This is a genomic window from Amaricoccus macauensis, assembly GCF_049800915.1.
Taxonomy (GTDB): domain Bacteria; phylum Pseudomonadota; class Alphaproteobacteria; order Rhodobacterales; family Rhodobacteraceae; genus Amaricoccus; species Amaricoccus macauensis_A.
In genome coordinates this window covers 1-14828 of sequence record NZ_JBNAFY010000014.1, presented here as the reverse complement: position 1 = coordinate 14828, position 14828 = coordinate 1, and the positions used below count along the sequence as shown (strand labels likewise).

Sequence of the window (14828 nt, the reverse complement as noted above, 5' to 3'; positions counted from 1 at the left end):
AAAAACAACCGTGCCAAAGCGCAGAAAGTCAACCAGACTTTCAAATGGCGCGGGGTGGAGCAGCCCGGTAGCTCGTCAGGCTCATAACCTGAAGGTCACAGGTTCAAATCCTGTCCCCGCAACCAAAGCCTCGCAGCCATTGGCTGTATCCGGTGACTGGCGTTCAGATCGCCCTCCCGCAACCAACGCCTCGCCCTCGTCTGGGATTATTTCAGACAACTCGCCCGATAGGGCAGACTTGCCAACTCCTGCGGCGACCGACAGGATTCCTGCAAGGTCGCCTTGAAGGTCGATGATCGGCCTACCCCGTTCTTGTGAGGTCGTCAGCACGATCCGATCGTAACCGCCCGGATCTCACATCGGCTGTGTGCTCTTGACACGCTCGATGATGTACGGATTGCCGACGAAGTCCCGGAGGAAGTTGCGCCATTCCGTCTCTGAAGCTCTGGCCCTGGTGAGCATATCCTTCAGTTTTTTGAGCCCGTTGTCGGTCAGGGCTGTGGTGCACGCGTCCTGCCCGGTGTGAGGTTGTCGTCGTTCTCGACGATAGCTTCGGAGAGTTCGGGGTCCTCGCCGAGCATTTCTGCGACATGACAGACAGTTCTGAAATGGGCGATCGCCGCCATCAGGCAGCCTCCACCCGAGGAGCAACGGGCGTCCAATTCCAGGTCAGTAGTTCGTCAAGACGGTTGATCTTGTGATCATGGATCCGGTCGAGGATGTCGGCCAAGTAGGCTTGGGGATCGAGGCCGTTCATCTTGGCGGTCTCGATGAGTGTCATGGCACGGGCGAGGGTCTCGGCGCCGGTGTCGGCTCCGGCGAAGAGCCAGTTTTTTCTTCCGATCCCAATTGGCCTCAGGCCACGCTCGGCGCAATTTTTGTCGACCGCCACGCGCCCGTCGTCCGGGAACAGGCAGAATGCGGGCCAGCGGCTCAGCCCATAGCGGAATGCCTTCGCGAGATCGCCCTTGCCGGGGAGGCGCGTCAGCTGCTGTTCGGCCCAGGCCTTGAAAGCCTCGACCTTTGGCTTGCTGTGCTCTTGGCGGGCCTTGCGGCGAGCTTAGGCAGATTGCCCGGAGATTTCGCGCTCGATGTCGTAGAGCTTGCCGATCCGATCGAGCGCCTCGCGGGCGATCTCGGACTTTGTCGTGGTCCAGACGTCGTGGAAATCTCGGCGCAGATGCGCCCAGCACGCAGCTTCCCGGAATTGGGGACCGCCATCAGGTCCAGGGACGTAAAGCTTGGCATAGCCCTTGTAGCCATCGGCCTGGAGAATGCCGCTGCTGTGCCTGAGATGATGGCTGACGTGATCTTCCTTCCAGTCTGGCGCAAAGTAATAGACCGCGCCGGGCGGAGCCGTTCCAGCCCAGGGCCGCTGATCGCGGATATATGCCCAGATCCGGCCCTTTTTCACACCCTTGCCGAGCCCGGCGGATCGGCGGGACCGGTCGAGCACCCGGATCGGGGTATCATCGGCATGGAGCAGGTCGCTTGCCATGATGTTGGCCTCGGTCCACGTGATGACGGGCTCTAGCACCTTCATCGTCCGGCCGCACCAGTCCACCAGGGTGCTGCCATTGACGGCAGAACCACCCGGCATGCGGCTACGCCAAATCAAAACGGCACCGGAAGAAGATCCAGGAACCTTTCGGCTGGGCCAAAACCGTCAGCTTCATGGCGCGGACCCTGGTTCGCGGCAACGAGTACGTACAGGTCCGCCTCACCTTGGCAATGGGGGCCTGCAACTTGGCTAGATTGCTGAAACTGCTCGCGACCGGAGCAGGAAAGTGGCTTCTCGGACTCTGCTCGCAAACCAGGCTGCATCGAGCTACTGCTTTAGAGAAACCGTCCGCACAGCAGACTTCTTGAACGGTCTGCTAAGTTAATAACGTGCACTGTGAAAGAACAAGACATAGCGCAACCTGCGCTTTTTGTGTGCAGTCTTCTCGTTTCCGAAGATATCCAGTCCCCAATTTGCTTGCCAAATTACTCGACCGCGCTCTACGCTCGGACTCATGCGGCCATGGGCTCAATGACGAGACCGCTGCAGTTCGAAAGACAAATTCCCGCGAAAAGCGACTGGCACCGTAGCCTCTGCAGCAAACATGCTGTCAGGGGCATTTTCATGTCTGGGTGATGATGAAACAGCGACTGGAACTCCCTTTAGGCTTGCTGATTTCGCAGAGCGGCTCCTACAAGGCTGTGAGTTGCGCCATCCGTGCCGGCGCACAACTGGCCTTGGACGAAATCAATGCTTGTCCTGAGCAGTCCGTGACCCTCAAGCCCGTGGCAATAGATCCTGCCGGAAGTCTTGCAGGCTATGTCGAGGGCGCACGGGTATTGCTGCGGGACCACGAGCTGAAGCATGTCGTCGGCTGCTACACCTCGTCCAGCCGCAAGGAAGTGCTTCCACTGTTCGAAAAGGCAGATGCGCTGCTTTGGTATCCGTCCCACTATGAAGGGTTCGAGACGTCCGAGAATATCGTCTACAGCGGCGCAGGACCGAACCAGCACATCGTTCCACTGACACGACACCTGTTGCGGCGGTTTGGAAATCGCGGCTGGATGGTCGGATCGAACTACATCTGGGCTTGGGAAAACAACCGCATTCTGCGCGAAGCGATTGCCGCCTCGGGGGGCGCAGTCATGGGTGAACGGTATTTCGCCGTCGGAGAAACCGACTTGGGCGATGTGGTAAGCCAAATAATCCGGGACCGGCCGGATTTCGTGTTCACGACACTGATCGGGCAATCCGGTATCGCTTTTCTAAAGATGTTGCGCGCTGCGGCCGAGGCGGCCGGGATCGACCAACCGCGCGATATGCCTGCCGCGAGTTGCAGCCTGTCCGAGGTCGAACTGCCACAGTTGGGCGATGCGGCGGCGGGGCATCTGTCATCTTCCGTCTATTTCTCGACAATAGCCTCGGTCGAAAACCGTCGGTTCGTCGCGCTGTGGAATTCGCGGTTCGGGCAAATTGGGCAGGCGTCGGCAGATGCGGAAGCAGCCTATGTAGCGGTGCACCTTTTGGCGCGAGCCGCCGAGCGCGCCGGGAGCACCGAGTTTGAGGCGGTGCGCGAAGCGGTGCGCGATCTGACATTCGACGCCCCTCAGGGCAGGGTGACGGTGGACGGAGAAAACCTGCATTGCTGGATGCGTCCGCGCATGGGGAGGTCACGCAAAGACGGCAGTTTCGACATTGTAATGGAACATCCCGAGGCGTTGCGTCCGGACCCTTATCTGACCTGGACCCTTGACGCACGCGACAGCGACAGCCCCGACCTGCGTTTGATTCAATGAGCAGGGCGATCCAGAAAAACTTCCGCGGACTGCGGGCCTTGGTGATCATGGCGCCCGATAGTAGCTGTCAGACATTGCAGCGGACGCTACAAAAGCTGGGGCTGGAGGTTACGGTGGTTCGGACGCCGCCCGATTGCGGCGGTGCACCGCTGCCCTTTGACGTAGTTTTCTTCGACGCCGACGATGGCAGCGATACAGCGCTGGACCCCGCAGTTGTCGCGGATCTCCCGCTGATCGCGCTGATCGGCAGCGAGGCGCCCAGCCGTTTGGCTCGGGTCATCCAGAACCGCGCGGCAAGCCATATCCTGAAACCCGTGCGCAGTTCGGGCATCTTCACCGCGCTGCTGTTGGCGGTGAACGAACAGGCCGAGCGAATTCGCCACAAGAATGAAGTGCAAGCGCTCAACCGGCGTCTGGCTGGACGGCGCATTGTGACGAAGGCGATAATGCAACTCATCACCGGCTGCGGCCTCTCCGAAAAGGATGCCTATGAATGGCTGCGGAGCGAAGCCATGCAGCGCAGAATTCCAATGGAGGACATGGCGCGACATACCATCGAACATGGCGCCAATCCTGCAAAGGATGCCGGGCTCGGCCAACGGCGCGCGGCAAGACCGGACTGATCGGCACATCGAACACCCTGACATATCAAGCAATAGTGGAGAGAGACCAATGACTCGCAACCGAAAGACCCTCGCCGGACTGATGGCAGGTGCAGCCCTGGCGCTTGTCTCCGCGGCCCCCGCGTTCGCTCAGGATGGCCCCATCCGGATTGGCGTTCTGGAAGACCAGTCCGGCGATTTTGCCGCCGCCACCATGGTCAAGGTTCATGCAATCGAACTGGCCGCGAAAGAGATCAACGACGCAGGTGGCATTGACGGACGCCCGGTGGAATTGGTCATCTATGATACCCAGTCCGACAACCGCCGCTACCAGGAATTCATGCGCCGGGTGCTGCAGGCCGACAAGGTCGACGTGGTTTTTGCCGGGTTCTCCTCGGCTTCGCGGGAGGCGTATCGCCCTATCGTCAACCAGTTCGACGGGCTAGCCTTTTACAACAACCAATACGAAGGCGGCGTCTGCGACAACAATATGATTGTCACGGGCGCGGTGCCGGAACAGCAGTTCTCGACCTTGATCCCCTGGATGATGGAAGAGTACGGTCCCAACGTCTACACATTGGCAGCGGATTATAACTTTGGCCAGATCTCGGCCGAGTGGGTGCGCCAGATCGTCGAAGAAAACGGCGGCACAATGATTGGCGAGGAATTCATCCCGCTTGGTGTGTCGCAGTTCGGCCAGACCATCCAGAATATCCAAGCTACCGAGGCCGATTTCGTCGTGACGCTGCTCGTCGGGGCGGCGCAGGCATCGTATTACGAACAAGCGGCTTCGGCCAATGTCGGCCTGCCGATGGCGTCGTCCGTGAACGTTGGCCAAGGGTACGAGCATAAGCGGTTCACGCCGCCTAGTCTCGCCGACATGTTCGTGACGACCAACTACATCGAGGAAATCGATAGCCCCGCGTCAAACGATTTCGTCGAACGGTTCCGCGCGATGTTCCCGGATGAACCGTACATCAACCAGGAAGCGGCGAACTCCTATATCGCAATGAACCTTTACAAGCAGATGGTTGAACGGGCAGGCACCACAGACCATGACGCCATTCGCGCGGTTATGGCCGAAGGCGATGTCTGTTTTGACGGGCCTTCGGGCGAGGTCTGCCTTGATCCGAAAAGCCAGCACATGTCGCACACGATCTATCTGGCCAAAGTGAACGAGGATCATTCTATCAGCTTCCCCGAGGTCTGGGATGACATCGCGCCTTACTGGCTGGGCGATGCGGGCTGCGATCTGACCCAGAGCGACCCCAGCGCCCAGTACACGCCGTCCTCGCCGCCCCCTGCGCAATGAGCGGCTGAGCCTTGCTGACTTGCCGGGCGTCCCGTTCCGCCCGGCACTCCATTCCATTGCCCTACACACCCCAGGAGACCAACGATTATGGCCCTGTTCCAGAGCGTCTTTGCCATGCTCTATCAATTCGGCGACACCTTCGCCTTTCTGGTGATCTCCTGTGCTGGACTGGCGGTGATCTTCGGCATGATGGGGGTGATCAACCTTGCCCACGGCGAATTCATCATGTGCGGCGCCTATGTGACTGCCAGCGCGGCGCGCGCCGGTCTGCCACTACCGCTGGCCATCCTGACAGGCGCATTGGTCGCAGGAGCGGTCGGCGTGGTGGTCGAACGGTTGGTGATCCGGCATTTGTACCAAAGACCTCTGGATTCGATCATCGCCACATGGGGCATCAGCCTGATCGCGACGCAGGGCGTGCTGATCGTGCTCGGGTCGACCATGCAGGGAGTCGGCACCCCGCTCGGCAGTATTGACGTTGGCGGCCGGTCCTATTCGCTCTACCGCATTGTATTAATGGCCTGTGCGCTAGGGTTGCTGGGCGGACTGTACCTGCTGTTCTATCACAGCCGGTTCGGCGTGATCGCCCGCGCCACGATCCAAAAGCCGCAGATGGCCCATGCACTGGGGGTCAACACCGGGCGAATTTATGGGCTGACATTTGGCTTGGGAGCGGCGCTGGCGGGGCTGGCTGGGGGGCTCTATGCCCCGACCATGACGATGGTGCCCACTATGGGCGCAACCTTTATCGTTGAAAGCTTTGTGACCGTAGTTGTCGGGGGAGCCGACATCTTTGTGGGGGCCGCCCCCGCCGCTGCGATACTGGCGATGATCAAGGCGGGGCTGACAGCCTGGTACGGCCAGTTGTTCGGCCAGATCGGCCTTCTCGTTACTGTCATCCTTGTCATCCGCATCTTGCCCGGAGGTCTTTCGGGCTGGCTCAAGGGAACCACCCGATGATCTCCTCTGAGACTGCACAGCGTGGCCGAGTCCGCAGCCTCCTGGCCCGCCTCGAAGGGCCGCAAACCATGGGGCGCGGACCGGCCTTCTGGGCTGTGGTTGTCGCAACCGTCGCCGCTGCCGCCACCTATCCGCTGATGGCCGATGCCTGGACCGTGGGCAATGCCGCCTACTTCCTGATATGGACCTTCATGGCGATGGGGCTGGGGGTGGTCTGGGGCTATACTGGCGCGCTGAGCTTTGGTCAAACCGCGTTTTTTGGCCTTGCGGGCTATGCCTATGGCGTCATCACCCTGAACTTTGGCGCGGCCTACGGGCTGACGATTGTGGCACTGGTGCTGGCGGTGGCAATTGGCGGGCTGTTCGCGCTTTTGATCGGTTATTTCATGTTCTACGGGCGCATTCAGGGCGTGTTCATCGGCATTGTGACACTGTCAGTGACGCTGGTGATGGAAACCTTCATGGCTCAGACTGCCGGACCACAATGGCGCATTGGCGAGGCGCGTCTGAACGGGTTCAACGGCATGTCCGGGATGCCACCACTGACGCTGCCGTGGATTGACGGCGACATCGTCCTGTATCCCGGTCCGTCGCTTTATTATCTGCTGCTAGGGCTGGTGGTGGTGTGCTACCTCGGCCTTCGTATCATGCTGAATTCCCCGTTCGGCAACGTGCTGGTGGCAATCCGCGAAAACCCGCACCGGGTGGGGATGCTGGGCTATGACGTGCGGCTCTATCAGACGCTGGCCTTTGCCATCGGCGGCGCCTTTGCCGGGTTGTCGGGCGCACTTTATACCGCTTGGGGACAATATATCACACCTTCAAGCATGGGGTTGACCTCGGCTGCGCTGCCAATTGTTTGGGTCGCGGTAGGCGGGCGGCGCGACATCACTGCCACGCTGACTGGCACAATTGTGGTGCTAGCCGGTTTCCAGTCTTTGACCATCTACGGTAGCCAGTATGCGCTGGTCGTAATGGGGGCCTTGCTTCTGGTCACGGTTCTGGTCGCTCCGCAGGGCCTGATCATTGGAGCAATGACCCTGCTAGGCCGCATCTTCAAGAGCAGCAGATCATGAACGAGATCCTTAAGGTAAAGGGCTTGCGAAAGGCCTTTGGCGGCGTTGTCGTCGCCAACTCTATCGACTTTTCCCTTTCCGCAGGGGCTATGCACTGCCTGATTGGGCCGAATGGTGCGGGCAAGTCGAGCTTTTTTCGGCTTCTGCTGGGTGAACATGCACCCGATGCCGGCACGATTACCTTTGACGGCAGCGACATCACCGGGCTGCGGTCGTTCCAGCGCATCCGGCGCGGCATTTCGGTCAAGTTTCAAGTTCCGGGCATCTTCAAGGCGCTGTCGGTGCGTCAGAACCTCGAGGTGGCCTTTCAGGACCACCTGCACGGTCAGAGCCTCGGCGCGACGGTCCGGGAAATGCTCGACTTCACGGAGTTGCGCAGCGAAGAGATGACGCCTGCCGGAACTTTGTCGCACGGCCAGCAGCAATGGCTGGAAATTGCCATGGCGGTGGGGGTGGAACCCAAGCTGCTGCTGCTCGACGAGCCGACCGCAGGCATGTCCCCGGACGAGACGCGCAAGACCGGCGAGATGCTGCACGATCTGAACGGTCGAGGCATCACCATCCTGGCGGTCGAACACGACATGGCCTTTGTGGAACAGATCGCGCGACGCGTCACAGTGCTGCATTTCGGGTCGATCTTTGCTAGCGGCACAATTGCCGAGATCATCGACCATCCGGAGGTGCAGAAAATTTATCTGGGGACAGCCGATGTCTGATCAACCGCTTCTCAACATTTCGGGCCTGCGGTCGGGCTATGGCGGCGAAACCGTGCTGCAGGGGGTCGACCTGAACATCACGCGAGGAGAAATCATCGCCGTAGTGGGCCGCAACGGTGTTGGGAAGAGCACGCTGATGCGCACGCTAACGGGGCTTTTGAAGCCTAGCGCCGGGACGATTCATTTTCAGGGCCGCGACGCCACGGCGGACGGGGCCGACCTGCGCGCACGCAATGGCATTGGCTACATCCCGCAAGGCCGCGAGGTGTTTCCCGAACTCACCATCCGCGAAAACCTGATGGTCGGAGAGGTCGCGGGGCGCGGGCGTGGTTCGCCAAATTACGACAGGGTATATCGGTTCTTTCCGATCCTTAAGGAACGGTCGCGCCAGCGGGCCGGCACGCTTTCAGGCGGGCAACAACAGCAGTTGGCCATCGCCCGCGCCATGATCGGGAACCCGGGTCTGATGCTGCTGGACGAGCCCTCGGAAGGCATTCAGCCCTCGATCATAAAGGACATCGCGCGCAACGTGCGAACCCTGAACTCGGAAACCGGTGTGTCGGTGCTCCTGGTCGAACAGAACCTCGATCTTATCGTGTCGCTCGCCGAACGTGGCTATGTGATGGAGAAGGGCCGCATCGTCGCCGAACTTGGGGCTGACGAAATCCGGTCCCGCGACGAAGTCCGCAAGTATCTGACCATCTGACCAACCCCAAAAAATAGTACAAGAGGAGCAAGAACATGTCTTGGCTGAGTACATCCATCATGGCGCGAAGGGGCGTCGCCAAAGGCGTCGAAGGCGCAGGCCACAAGATCACGATTGAGGATCAGGGCACTTTTCATTACGTTTATGGCCCATATGCCACGCCCGTTCTCGAGGTCGAGCCAGGCGCCGTCGTCACCGTGGAAACCCACGACGCCTTCGAGGGCGCGATCACCAAGGTAGTGGACAATCCTTCGTCCCTGCTGAACTTTCCGTTTCTCAACCCACAGACAGGTCCGATATACGTCAAGGGCGCGGAAAAAGGGGATGCGCTTGCGGTGCGCATCGTTTCGATAACGCCGCGCGGACCGCAGCCTGTTGGCACCACGTGCATGCTGACGGAATTCGGTGGGCTTGTGGCGACGGGCGATACTGCCTTGTTGAACCCGCCGCTGCCCGAAAAGGTGAAAAAGGTCGTCGTCGACGAAGACGGCGTGCACTGGTCTGACACGCTTACCCTGCCATACGAACCGTTCATCGGTACCATCGGCACCGCGCCGCAGATCGAGGCGATTTCGTCACTTCAACCGGATTACTATGGCGGCAACATGGACGTGCCCGACGTGGCGCCGGGGTCTATCATCTATTTGCCGGTCAACACCGATGGTGGTTACCTCTATCTTGGCGACTGCCACGCGATCCAGGGCGATGGAGAGCTGTGCGGCGTGGCGCTGGAAATTCCGGCAACGGTCGTAATCCATGTTGACTTGATCAAGGGCCACGGCAATGGCTGGCCGCAGCTTGAAACCGAAGACAAGATGATGTTCATCGGGTCCGCCCGCCCGATGGAGGACGCCGCCCGTATCGCCTACCGCGAGCTGGTTCGTTGGGTCGCCGCCGAAACCGGTCAATCGGAATCCGACGCCTACATGTTGCTGACGATGTGCGGGAAGGTGCGGCTTGGAAACATGGTCGATCCCAAGTACAGCCTCGCCGCCGGGATCGAGAAAAAGTACCTCAAGTAATTTCAGGGATTATAGAACATGGATCTAGGCCTCAAAGGGCTGCGCGCCTTGGTCACTGGCGGAAGTAAGGGTATCGGGCTGCGATGCGCTGAAATTTTGGCCTCCGAAGGGGCGTCGGTCGCAATTTGCGCCCGCACCGGCGCCGATGTTGACGCGGTGGTCGCAAGACTGAAGGCCACCGGCGCTACGGCGCATGGCACTGCAGTCGACGTGTCGGACAAGGCCGCGCTTGAAGCTTGGGTTGCAAGGTCGGCCAAGGCGCTCGGCGGAATCGATATCGTGATCGGCAACGTCTCGGCCTTAGCCGTGGCGGATGACGAAGCCGCTTGGCATGCCGGGTTCGAGACGGACATGATGCATTCAGTCCGGTTGGTGAACGCCGCCATGCCATGGCTGGAAAAAAGTATGGCGGCCTCGATCACGCTTGTCTCCTCTGTCTCGGGTCGTGAGGTTGACTTCACCGGCCCCGCTTATGGCGCTTTCAAAGCGGCCATAGTTCACTATGCGCAGGGCATGGCCTTCAAGCTGGCGGCTAAGGGAATTCGTGCCAACACCGTTTCGCCGGGGAACACCTATTTCGACGGCGGCATCTGGCAGAACATTGAAACCAACATGCCTGACCTTTATGCTGAGGCGCTGGCGCTGAACCCCACCGGTCGAATGGCGAAACCGGAGGAGATCGCCCGGGGCGTGGTTTTCCTCGCGAGTCCGGCGTCCAGCTTCACTACTGGGACCAACCTCGTGATCGATGGCGCCCTCACGAAGGGTGTTCAGTTCTGATGTCGATGCCCGGTTCCGCCGGCAGGGTGAGCCCTGCATCGCCCATCTATGTCTGGGCTACCGAGTAAGCAGCAGACGGAACGCCGGAGAACAGCGACCCAGGCGGTAAGGCTGTGATCTTCTGCCTTACTGCCAGTCGCGACCTCCGCCTACCGCGGTATCACATCGAAGTCCGGACTATGGGTCGGCGGCGCAAGATCGCGATGCCCGACGACCATTGCGTCCGGATGCCGCTCCAACACTTCCCGGACCAGCCGGACGGGGCTCGTCTTCTGCACCGGCGTCATATTATTGGCGCTAACATGCTTCCTGCTTGCCCGCTCCAGCCCGCCGGATCAGAAGATGCCGATCTTGCCAGCATTCTGGCCAAGAACGCGCGCGCCCTGCTCGGCCACGGGGCGACTGGCCTCGACGGTTACATCCCTGCGGATGAACCAGTGATAGTCGATGCAGCGGAATGGCGGTGTGCGGGCCCGGTGCATCCGGTCGTTGTCGGCGGCGGTAATTTCCTGGTCGGGACATGTCGCGGAATAGTGGATCACGATATGGGTGATGGCTCCGATGGGGCTCATTGATGTCTCCACCAAAATACTTTGAGGCGTTGGATCAGTGTGCTGAAGACCAGCGGAAGGGCGGCTCCGATCGCCATGGCATCGCGGACGAGCGGCAAGTCGGCCAAGCTTCAGAAGTACTTGGATAGGAGTTCTCCTGTCGAGCTTCAGCGCACGCTCAACCCCGGCGGGAGTAATACAAACGCCACAAGCAGCTGACTCATTTTGGAGATTCCCTCTGGTCGGTTTTCGTGATTCCGTCGTCGCCAAAGGGAGGACGGGTATGGCGGCAGCGATTGAACTTCGAAGTGACTATGTCGCAGACGACTTGAGAAGGCTTGCGAGAACGAGCCGATGTGCGAAGCAGACGCGCCGGCTGCTGGCGCTGGCTTCGATTTACGAGGGCGGCTCGCGTGGCGAGGCTGCGAAGATGGGCGGCGTCACGCTTCAGATCGTTCGTGATTGGGTAGTGCGGTTCAATTCCGAGGGGCCTGACGGGCTGCTCGACCGCAAGGCTCCTGGCCGGGCTCCGCTCTTGAACGCCGCGCAGCGGACGGCGCTTGCCGCTGCCGTGGATGCCGGGCCGAAGCCCTATCTTGATGGGGTTGTGCGCTGGCGGCTCGTCGATCTGGCGCAATGGGTCTGGAACGAATTCGGGATCTCGATCAGCCGACAGGCGCTGGGAAACGAGCTGCGAGCGATGGGGTTTCGCAAACTCTCGGCCCGCCCTCGCCACTATGCGCAGAATTCCGAAGCTATTGAGGAGTTTAAAAAAGTCTGCCGGCCAAACTGGAGGAGATCCGCAAACGCCTCTCGCTTGGAACGCCTTTAGAATTGTGGTGGCAGTGTATGGTTCGCCTCCGGTTTGCAAGGAGAAACGCTGACACCCAGACGGACTTTGCTTCAGCGTATCCGGCCTGTTCGAGGGCGGCGATCGCCTTGGCCACGATGGGAGCCGCTGGGATGCGTTTCCTTACAAGACGACCAGATTTCCGGATCTCCTGCCACCACCAGGTTTGACGCACCCAGACGCCGCAGGGCTCCTGTCTACTGGAACCATCAGGCTGCGCATCCGATCAGATCCGCGACGCCATCGATTTCTCCTCGCAAGTCATGCAGCCGAGCGCCTCAGGCAGCGGACGGCTGAAAGGGTGTGTTCTTCGACAATACGGCCCAGATGATGCGCGCCGCCTTGTTGGCGCTGGCCACCACAATCTTGTTGGTGTGCATGCCTCGATCGGCGAGGCGTTTCATGAACATCGTCATGCGGTTCGTTCGCTTTTCCCGGTTGTAAAACGCTGACCGCATGCCGTGGATCATCAGGGTGCGGACATAACTGTTTCCGCGTTTGGAGATGCCAAGCAGGACTGTCTTCCCGCCAGTCGAGCGCTGTCGCGGCACCAGCCCGAGAAACGCGGCAAGATCCCTGCCGGTCTTGAAGTCCGAAACATTGGCGACCGCGCTGAAAAGGGCGGTCGCAACGATCACTCCGATGCCGGGTATTGGCAGCAGTGCCTGGCAGACAGGGTTCGACCGGGCAAAGGCTTCCAGATCGTGGTCAATTCGCGAGATCCGGTCGTCCAATGCTCTGTATTCGACGATCAGCGTCTCAAAGAGCGTGCGCGACACTGGGCTGAGTTCGACATCACCCGCGAGCAGTTTGCCATGAACACACCGCTCGAATCGAAATCGACCGGACGGTATGACAAGCCCACGTTCTCGCAGCAGGCCACGCAACTGGTTGATGACTGCGGTGCGCGCCGTCACAAGACGCTGTCGCACCCGATGCAGCGCCTGCATGTCGAGCTGTTCTTCGGATTTGACGCCGACGGCATGACGCCCGGGGCGCCGCGCGGCCTCGGCGATCGCAAGCGCGTCATTCCAGTCGTTCTTTTGCGCCTTTGCGAAAGGGCGCACGCTTTCGGGCGTGAGTAGCCGCACGCGATGACCAAGTTGGATCAGCTTATGCGCCAGCCAATGCGCGCCCGAACATGCCTCGAAGGCGATATCCAGAGCCTCGTTGCCCTGGCCCTCGAAAAACCGGATCAGTTGCGACCTCGAGAATTGCCTTTTCAGAACGATCTGCTCATCCGGGCCGAGGGCGACTACGTGAAAGGTGTTCTTTCCGATATCGATACCGATCTGTCGAATTGTCATGAGCTTGTCCTCCTGTAGAACCGAGAGCTTCGAACTATCCGCCAAGGGAGGAGGCGAACCATCCCATAAGATGAATGTCGGGTCGGCCAAAAGAACAAGATCACCCGACGATGGGCCCGCCGGGGAACCCGGCCCTCAGCGCCCAAAGATCAGCGCACGAAATCGGCCTACATTTTCGGCGCCATTTGCCCGGAGAGCGGCAAAGGCGCGGCGCTCGTCATGCCATATGCCGATACGCCCGCCATGCAAGCGCATCTCGAAGAGATCAGCACCCAGGTTGCCAAGGGCGCTCACGCCGTGCTCATTCTCGACCAGGCCGGCTGGCACATGTCCGCCAAGCTGAAAGTCCCGGGGAACATCACCCTTCTGCCACTGCCGCCACGATCCCCGGAACCTTGCGTCGCTAAAAACAGTCCCCCGGACTGTTTTCTTCACGCTCCTCACCGGTCGAAAACGTCGGCAATTCCTGCGCGACAATCATCTCTCAAACCGGATCTTCAAGAGCTATGAAGACATCGTCGATCACTGCTGCGATGCCTGGAAAACCCTCACGGACCAACCGTGGCGCATTCGCTCCATCGGCCTCCGCGAATGGGCGTACGAGTTCTGATCAGGTGGCGTTGGTATAAGGAGAAGAGCGGCAGCCACGAGTGGGCAGACCTGCCGCCCTCCCTAGTGTCTGACCGTCGCGCCTGCCTGCAGTTCTGCAACCCGCGCACGCACCAACTACACCTCGCGGACCAGCAGCGGCACTACAGGTCCGGATCAATCGACTAGGGCACGAAGCCCGGATCGCCGGGCGCGCCCTCTCTGCGCGTGACGGCTTCGGGCAGTACGGCGAGCATGGCTTGGGTCGAGGAAAAACCGCGGCAGCACCGGTCGAACAGGGCGAAGTCATGCACCGGAATGGCGGCCAGGATCGGACCTTGTTCGGAGTTTTGCCGGTCAGTCTGCAGGCGCTCATCAGGCGTTGTGTTGAACATGGTAGAGCCGGCGCCATCGGTACGGATCGTGCCGGCAATGCCGCCGGAGGCATCGTAGAACATGTGATGAAACGCGTTGCCGGACTTCGAGCGGGAGGAGCGGATCGTGTGGTTCTAGCCCGGACGGATTTCCTTTCTGCTGGTCTCCCCAGTCAGAGACAAGTCGCCTAGGTCGCAGGAACGGCTGGAAATCGATAGCAGCCCCGCCTCGGCCCTAAGAGCCCGCCCGGAAAAGAGTTGAGCGTCTTCAGTCTGTTGTGATTCCGTGCGGTTTGCAGACTGAACGGAGCCTCGAATGCCTTGGACTGAAGCCGCTCGCCATGTGTATCGGCGGGAATGCCCGCGTTATGCAAGTGACCTGATGGATCGCGAGTGGGCTTTGATCAAACCTTTTATGCCGCCACCGAACCGGCTGGGGCGCCCGCGCACCACGGATCTGCGCGAAGTGATGAACGCACTCCTCTATATCGCATCGACCGGCTGCCAGTGGCGGATGCTGCCGAAAGACTTTCCGCCGGTCTCGACGGTGCAGGGATATTTCTACGACTGGCGCGACAGCGGACTGTTGCAGACGATCCGTTTCGCGCTGGCAATGGAGACGCGTGAGCTTGAGGGTCGGGAAGCCAGTCCGAGCGCGGGCGTGATCGACTCCTAGACCGTGAAAAC

At 60.3% G+C, this 14828-nt stretch carries 14 protein-coding genes, 1 tRNA gene and 4 pseudogenes; 14 read left to right on the top strand and 5 right to left on the bottom strand.

Going from position 1 to position 14828, the window contains the following annotated elements:
• The first annotated feature begins 48 nt into the window (after nt 1-48).
• A tRNA-Met gene (locus tag ACP15W_RS20970) sits at nt 49-125 on the top strand.
• 366 nt (nt 126-491) lie between these two features.
• Here ACP15W_RS20970 and ACP15W_RS20965 read toward each other — a convergent pair.
• Together ACP15W_RS20965 and tnpC are read right to left on the bottom strand one after the other, a co-directional pair.
• Nucleotides 492-626, bottom strand: coding sequence for a hypothetical protein (locus tag ACP15W_RS20965; protein ID WP_424932273.1), 135 nt, complete (start codon nt 624-626; stop codon nt 492-494).
• Nucleotides 626-1576: pseudogene (gene tnpC, locus ACP15W_RS20960) on the bottom strand (IS66 family transposase); the annotation flags it as partial. The gene ACP15W_RS20965 and the pseudogene tnpC, both read right to left, overlap by 1 nt.
• Here tnpC and ACP15W_RS20955 point away from each other — a divergent pair.
• From ACP15W_RS20955 to ACP15W_RS20910, 10 genes and pseudogenes are all read left to right on the top strand, one after another.
• A pseudogene (locus ACP15W_RS20955) lies at nt 1571-1773 on the top strand (IS5/IS1182 family transposase); the annotation flags it as partial. The pseudogenes tnpC and ACP15W_RS20955 sit on opposite strands and share 6 nt — an antisense overlap.
• Nucleotides 1774-2136: 363 nt before the next feature.
• Nucleotides 2137-3297: a transporter substrate-binding domain-containing protein gene (locus ACP15W_RS20950; protein ID WP_424934805.1), complete on the top strand. Its 1161-nt coding sequence runs from the start codon at nt 2137-2139 to the stop codon at nt 3295-3297.
• Nucleotides 3294-3920, top strand: coding sequence for an ANTAR domain-containing response regulator (locus tag ACP15W_RS20945; protein WP_424934804.1), 627 nt, complete (start codon nt 3294-3296; stop codon nt 3918-3920). Before ACP15W_RS20950 ends, ACP15W_RS20945 begins: the two co-directional genes overlap by 4 nt.
• Before the next feature lie 49 nt (nt 3921-3969).
• Nucleotides 3970-5211 carry an urea ABC transporter substrate-binding protein gene (locus ACP15W_RS20940; protein ID WP_424934803.1) on the top strand — a complete coding sequence of 414 codons (1242 nt, stop codon included), beginning with the start codon at nt 3970-3972 and terminating at the stop codon, nt 5209-5211.
• Between the two features lie 87 nt (nt 5212-5298).
• Complete coding sequence (locus ACP15W_RS20935; RefSeq protein WP_424934802.1) at nt 5299-6171, top strand: ABC transporter permease subunit; 873 nt, start codon at nt 5299-5301, stop codon at nt 6169-6171.
• Nucleotides 6168-7247, top strand: a complete 1080-nt coding sequence (locus ACP15W_RS20930) for an ABC transporter permease subunit (RefSeq protein ID WP_424934801.1) — start codon at nt 6168-6170, stop codon at nt 7245-7247. The genes ACP15W_RS20935 and ACP15W_RS20930 overlap by 4 nt, the downstream gene beginning before the upstream one ends.
• Complete coding sequence (locus ACP15W_RS20925; protein WP_424934800.1) at nt 7244-7963, top strand: ABC transporter ATP-binding protein; 720 nt, start codon at nt 7244-7246, stop codon at nt 7961-7963. The genes ACP15W_RS20930 and ACP15W_RS20925 overlap by 4 nt, the downstream gene beginning before the upstream one ends.
• Complete coding sequence (locus ACP15W_RS20920; RefSeq protein WP_424934799.1) at nt 7956-8669, top strand: ABC transporter ATP-binding protein; 714 nt, start codon at nt 7956-7958, stop codon at nt 8667-8669. Before ACP15W_RS20925 ends, ACP15W_RS20920 begins: the two co-directional genes overlap by 8 nt.
• 35 nt (nt 8670-8704) lie before the next feature.
• On the top strand, nt 8705-9691 hold the full coding sequence (locus ACP15W_RS20915) for an acetamidase/formamidase family protein (protein ID WP_424934798.1): 987 nt from the start codon (nt 8705-8707) through the stop codon (nt 9689-9691).
• An 18-nt stretch (nt 9692-9709) separates the two neighbouring features.
• Nucleotides 9710-10471: an SDR family NAD(P)-dependent oxidoreductase gene (locus ACP15W_RS20910; RefSeq protein ID WP_424934797.1), complete on the top strand. Its 762-nt coding sequence runs from the start codon at nt 9710-9712 to the stop codon at nt 10469-10471.
• Between the two features lie 335 nt (nt 10472-10806).
• Here ACP15W_RS20910 and ACP15W_RS20905 read toward each other — a convergent pair whose 3' ends face one another.
• Nucleotides 10807-11043, bottom strand: coding sequence for a hypothetical protein (locus ACP15W_RS20905; RefSeq protein ID WP_424934796.1), 237 nt, complete (start codon nt 11041-11043; stop codon nt 10807-10809).
• Nucleotides 11044-11305: 262 nt separating this feature from the next.
• Between ACP15W_RS20905 and ACP15W_RS20900 the strand changes: the two genes are divergently transcribed.
• On the top strand, nt 11306-11854 hold the full coding sequence (locus tag ACP15W_RS20900; protein ID WP_424934795.1) for a helix-turn-helix domain-containing protein: 549 nt from the start codon (nt 11306-11308) through the stop codon (nt 11852-11854).
• 296 nt (nt 11855-12150) lie between these two features.
• Here ACP15W_RS20900 and ACP15W_RS20895 read toward each other — a convergent pair whose 3' ends face one another.
• Complete coding sequence (locus tag ACP15W_RS20895) at nt 12151-13179, bottom strand: IS110 family transposase (protein WP_424934794.1); 1029 nt, start codon at nt 13177-13179, stop codon at nt 12151-12153.
• Between the two features lie 69 nt (nt 13180-13248).
• Between ACP15W_RS20895 and ACP15W_RS20890 the strand changes: the two are divergent.
• A pseudogene (locus ACP15W_RS20890) lies at nt 13249-13789 on the top strand (transposase); the annotation flags it as partial.
• 163 nt (nt 13790-13952) lie between these two features.
• On the opposite strand, the gene ACP15W_RS20885 reads toward ACP15W_RS20890, so the two are convergent.
• Complete coding sequence (locus tag ACP15W_RS20885; protein WP_424934793.1) at nt 13953-14225, bottom strand: hypothetical protein; 273 nt, start codon at nt 14223-14225, stop codon at nt 13953-13955.
• Between the two features lie 232 nt (nt 14226-14457).
• On the opposite strand from ACP15W_RS20885, the pseudogene ACP15W_RS20880 reads away from it, so the two are divergent.
• Nucleotides 14458-14814, top strand: a pseudogene (locus ACP15W_RS20880) (transposase); the annotation flags it as partial.
• Nucleotides 14815-14828: the final 14 nt, after the last annotated feature.

Coding starts and splice junctions, on each gene's coding strand:
- ACP15W_RS20965 (WP_424932273.1), bottom strand. CDS start 626: ATGGCGGCGATCGCCCATTTCAGAACTGTCTGTCATGTCGCAGAAATG.
- ACP15W_RS20950 (WP_424934805.1), top strand. CDS start 2,137: ATGATGAAACAGCGACTGGAACTCCCTTTAGGCTTGCTGATTTCGCAG.
- ACP15W_RS20945 (WP_424934804.1), top strand. CDS start 3,294: ATGAGCAGGGCGATCCAGAAAAACTTCCGCGGACTGCGGGCCTTGGTG.
- ACP15W_RS20940 (WP_424934803.1), top strand. CDS start 3,970: ATGACTCGCAACCGAAAGACCCTCGCCGGACTGATGGCAGGTGCAGCC.
- ACP15W_RS20935 (WP_424934802.1), top strand. CDS start 5,299: ATGGCCCTGTTCCAGAGCGTCTTTGCCATGCTCTATCAATTCGGCGAC.
- ACP15W_RS20930 (WP_424934801.1), top strand. CDS start 6,168: ATGATCTCCTCTGAGACTGCACAGCGTGGCCGAGTCCGCAGCCTCCTG.
- ACP15W_RS20925 (WP_424934800.1), top strand. CDS start 7,244: ATGAACGAGATCCTTAAGGTAAAGGGCTTGCGAAAGGCCTTTGGCGGC.
- ACP15W_RS20920 (WP_424934799.1), top strand. CDS start 7,956: ATGTCTGATCAACCGCTTCTCAACATTTCGGGCCTGCGGTCGGGCTAT.
- ACP15W_RS20915 (WP_424934798.1), top strand. CDS start 8,705: ATGTCTTGGCTGAGTACATCCATCATGGCGCGAAGGGGCGTCGCCAAA.
- ACP15W_RS20910 (WP_424934797.1), top strand. CDS start 9,710: ATGGATCTAGGCCTCAAAGGGCTGCGCGCCTTGGTCACTGGCGGAAGT.
- ACP15W_RS20905 (WP_424934796.1), bottom strand. CDS start 11,043: ATGAGCCCCATCGGAGCCATCACCCATATCGTGATCCACTATTCCGCG.
- ACP15W_RS20900 (WP_424934795.1), top strand. CDS start 11,306: ATGGCGGCAGCGATTGAACTTCGAAGTGACTATGTCGCAGACGACTTG.
- ACP15W_RS20895 (WP_424934794.1), bottom strand. CDS start 13,179: ATGACAATTCGACAGATCGGTATCGATATCGGAAAGAACACCTTTCAC.
- ACP15W_RS20885 (WP_424934793.1), bottom strand. CDS start 14,225: ATGTTCTACGATGCCTCCGGCGGCATTGCCGGCACGATCCGTACCGAT.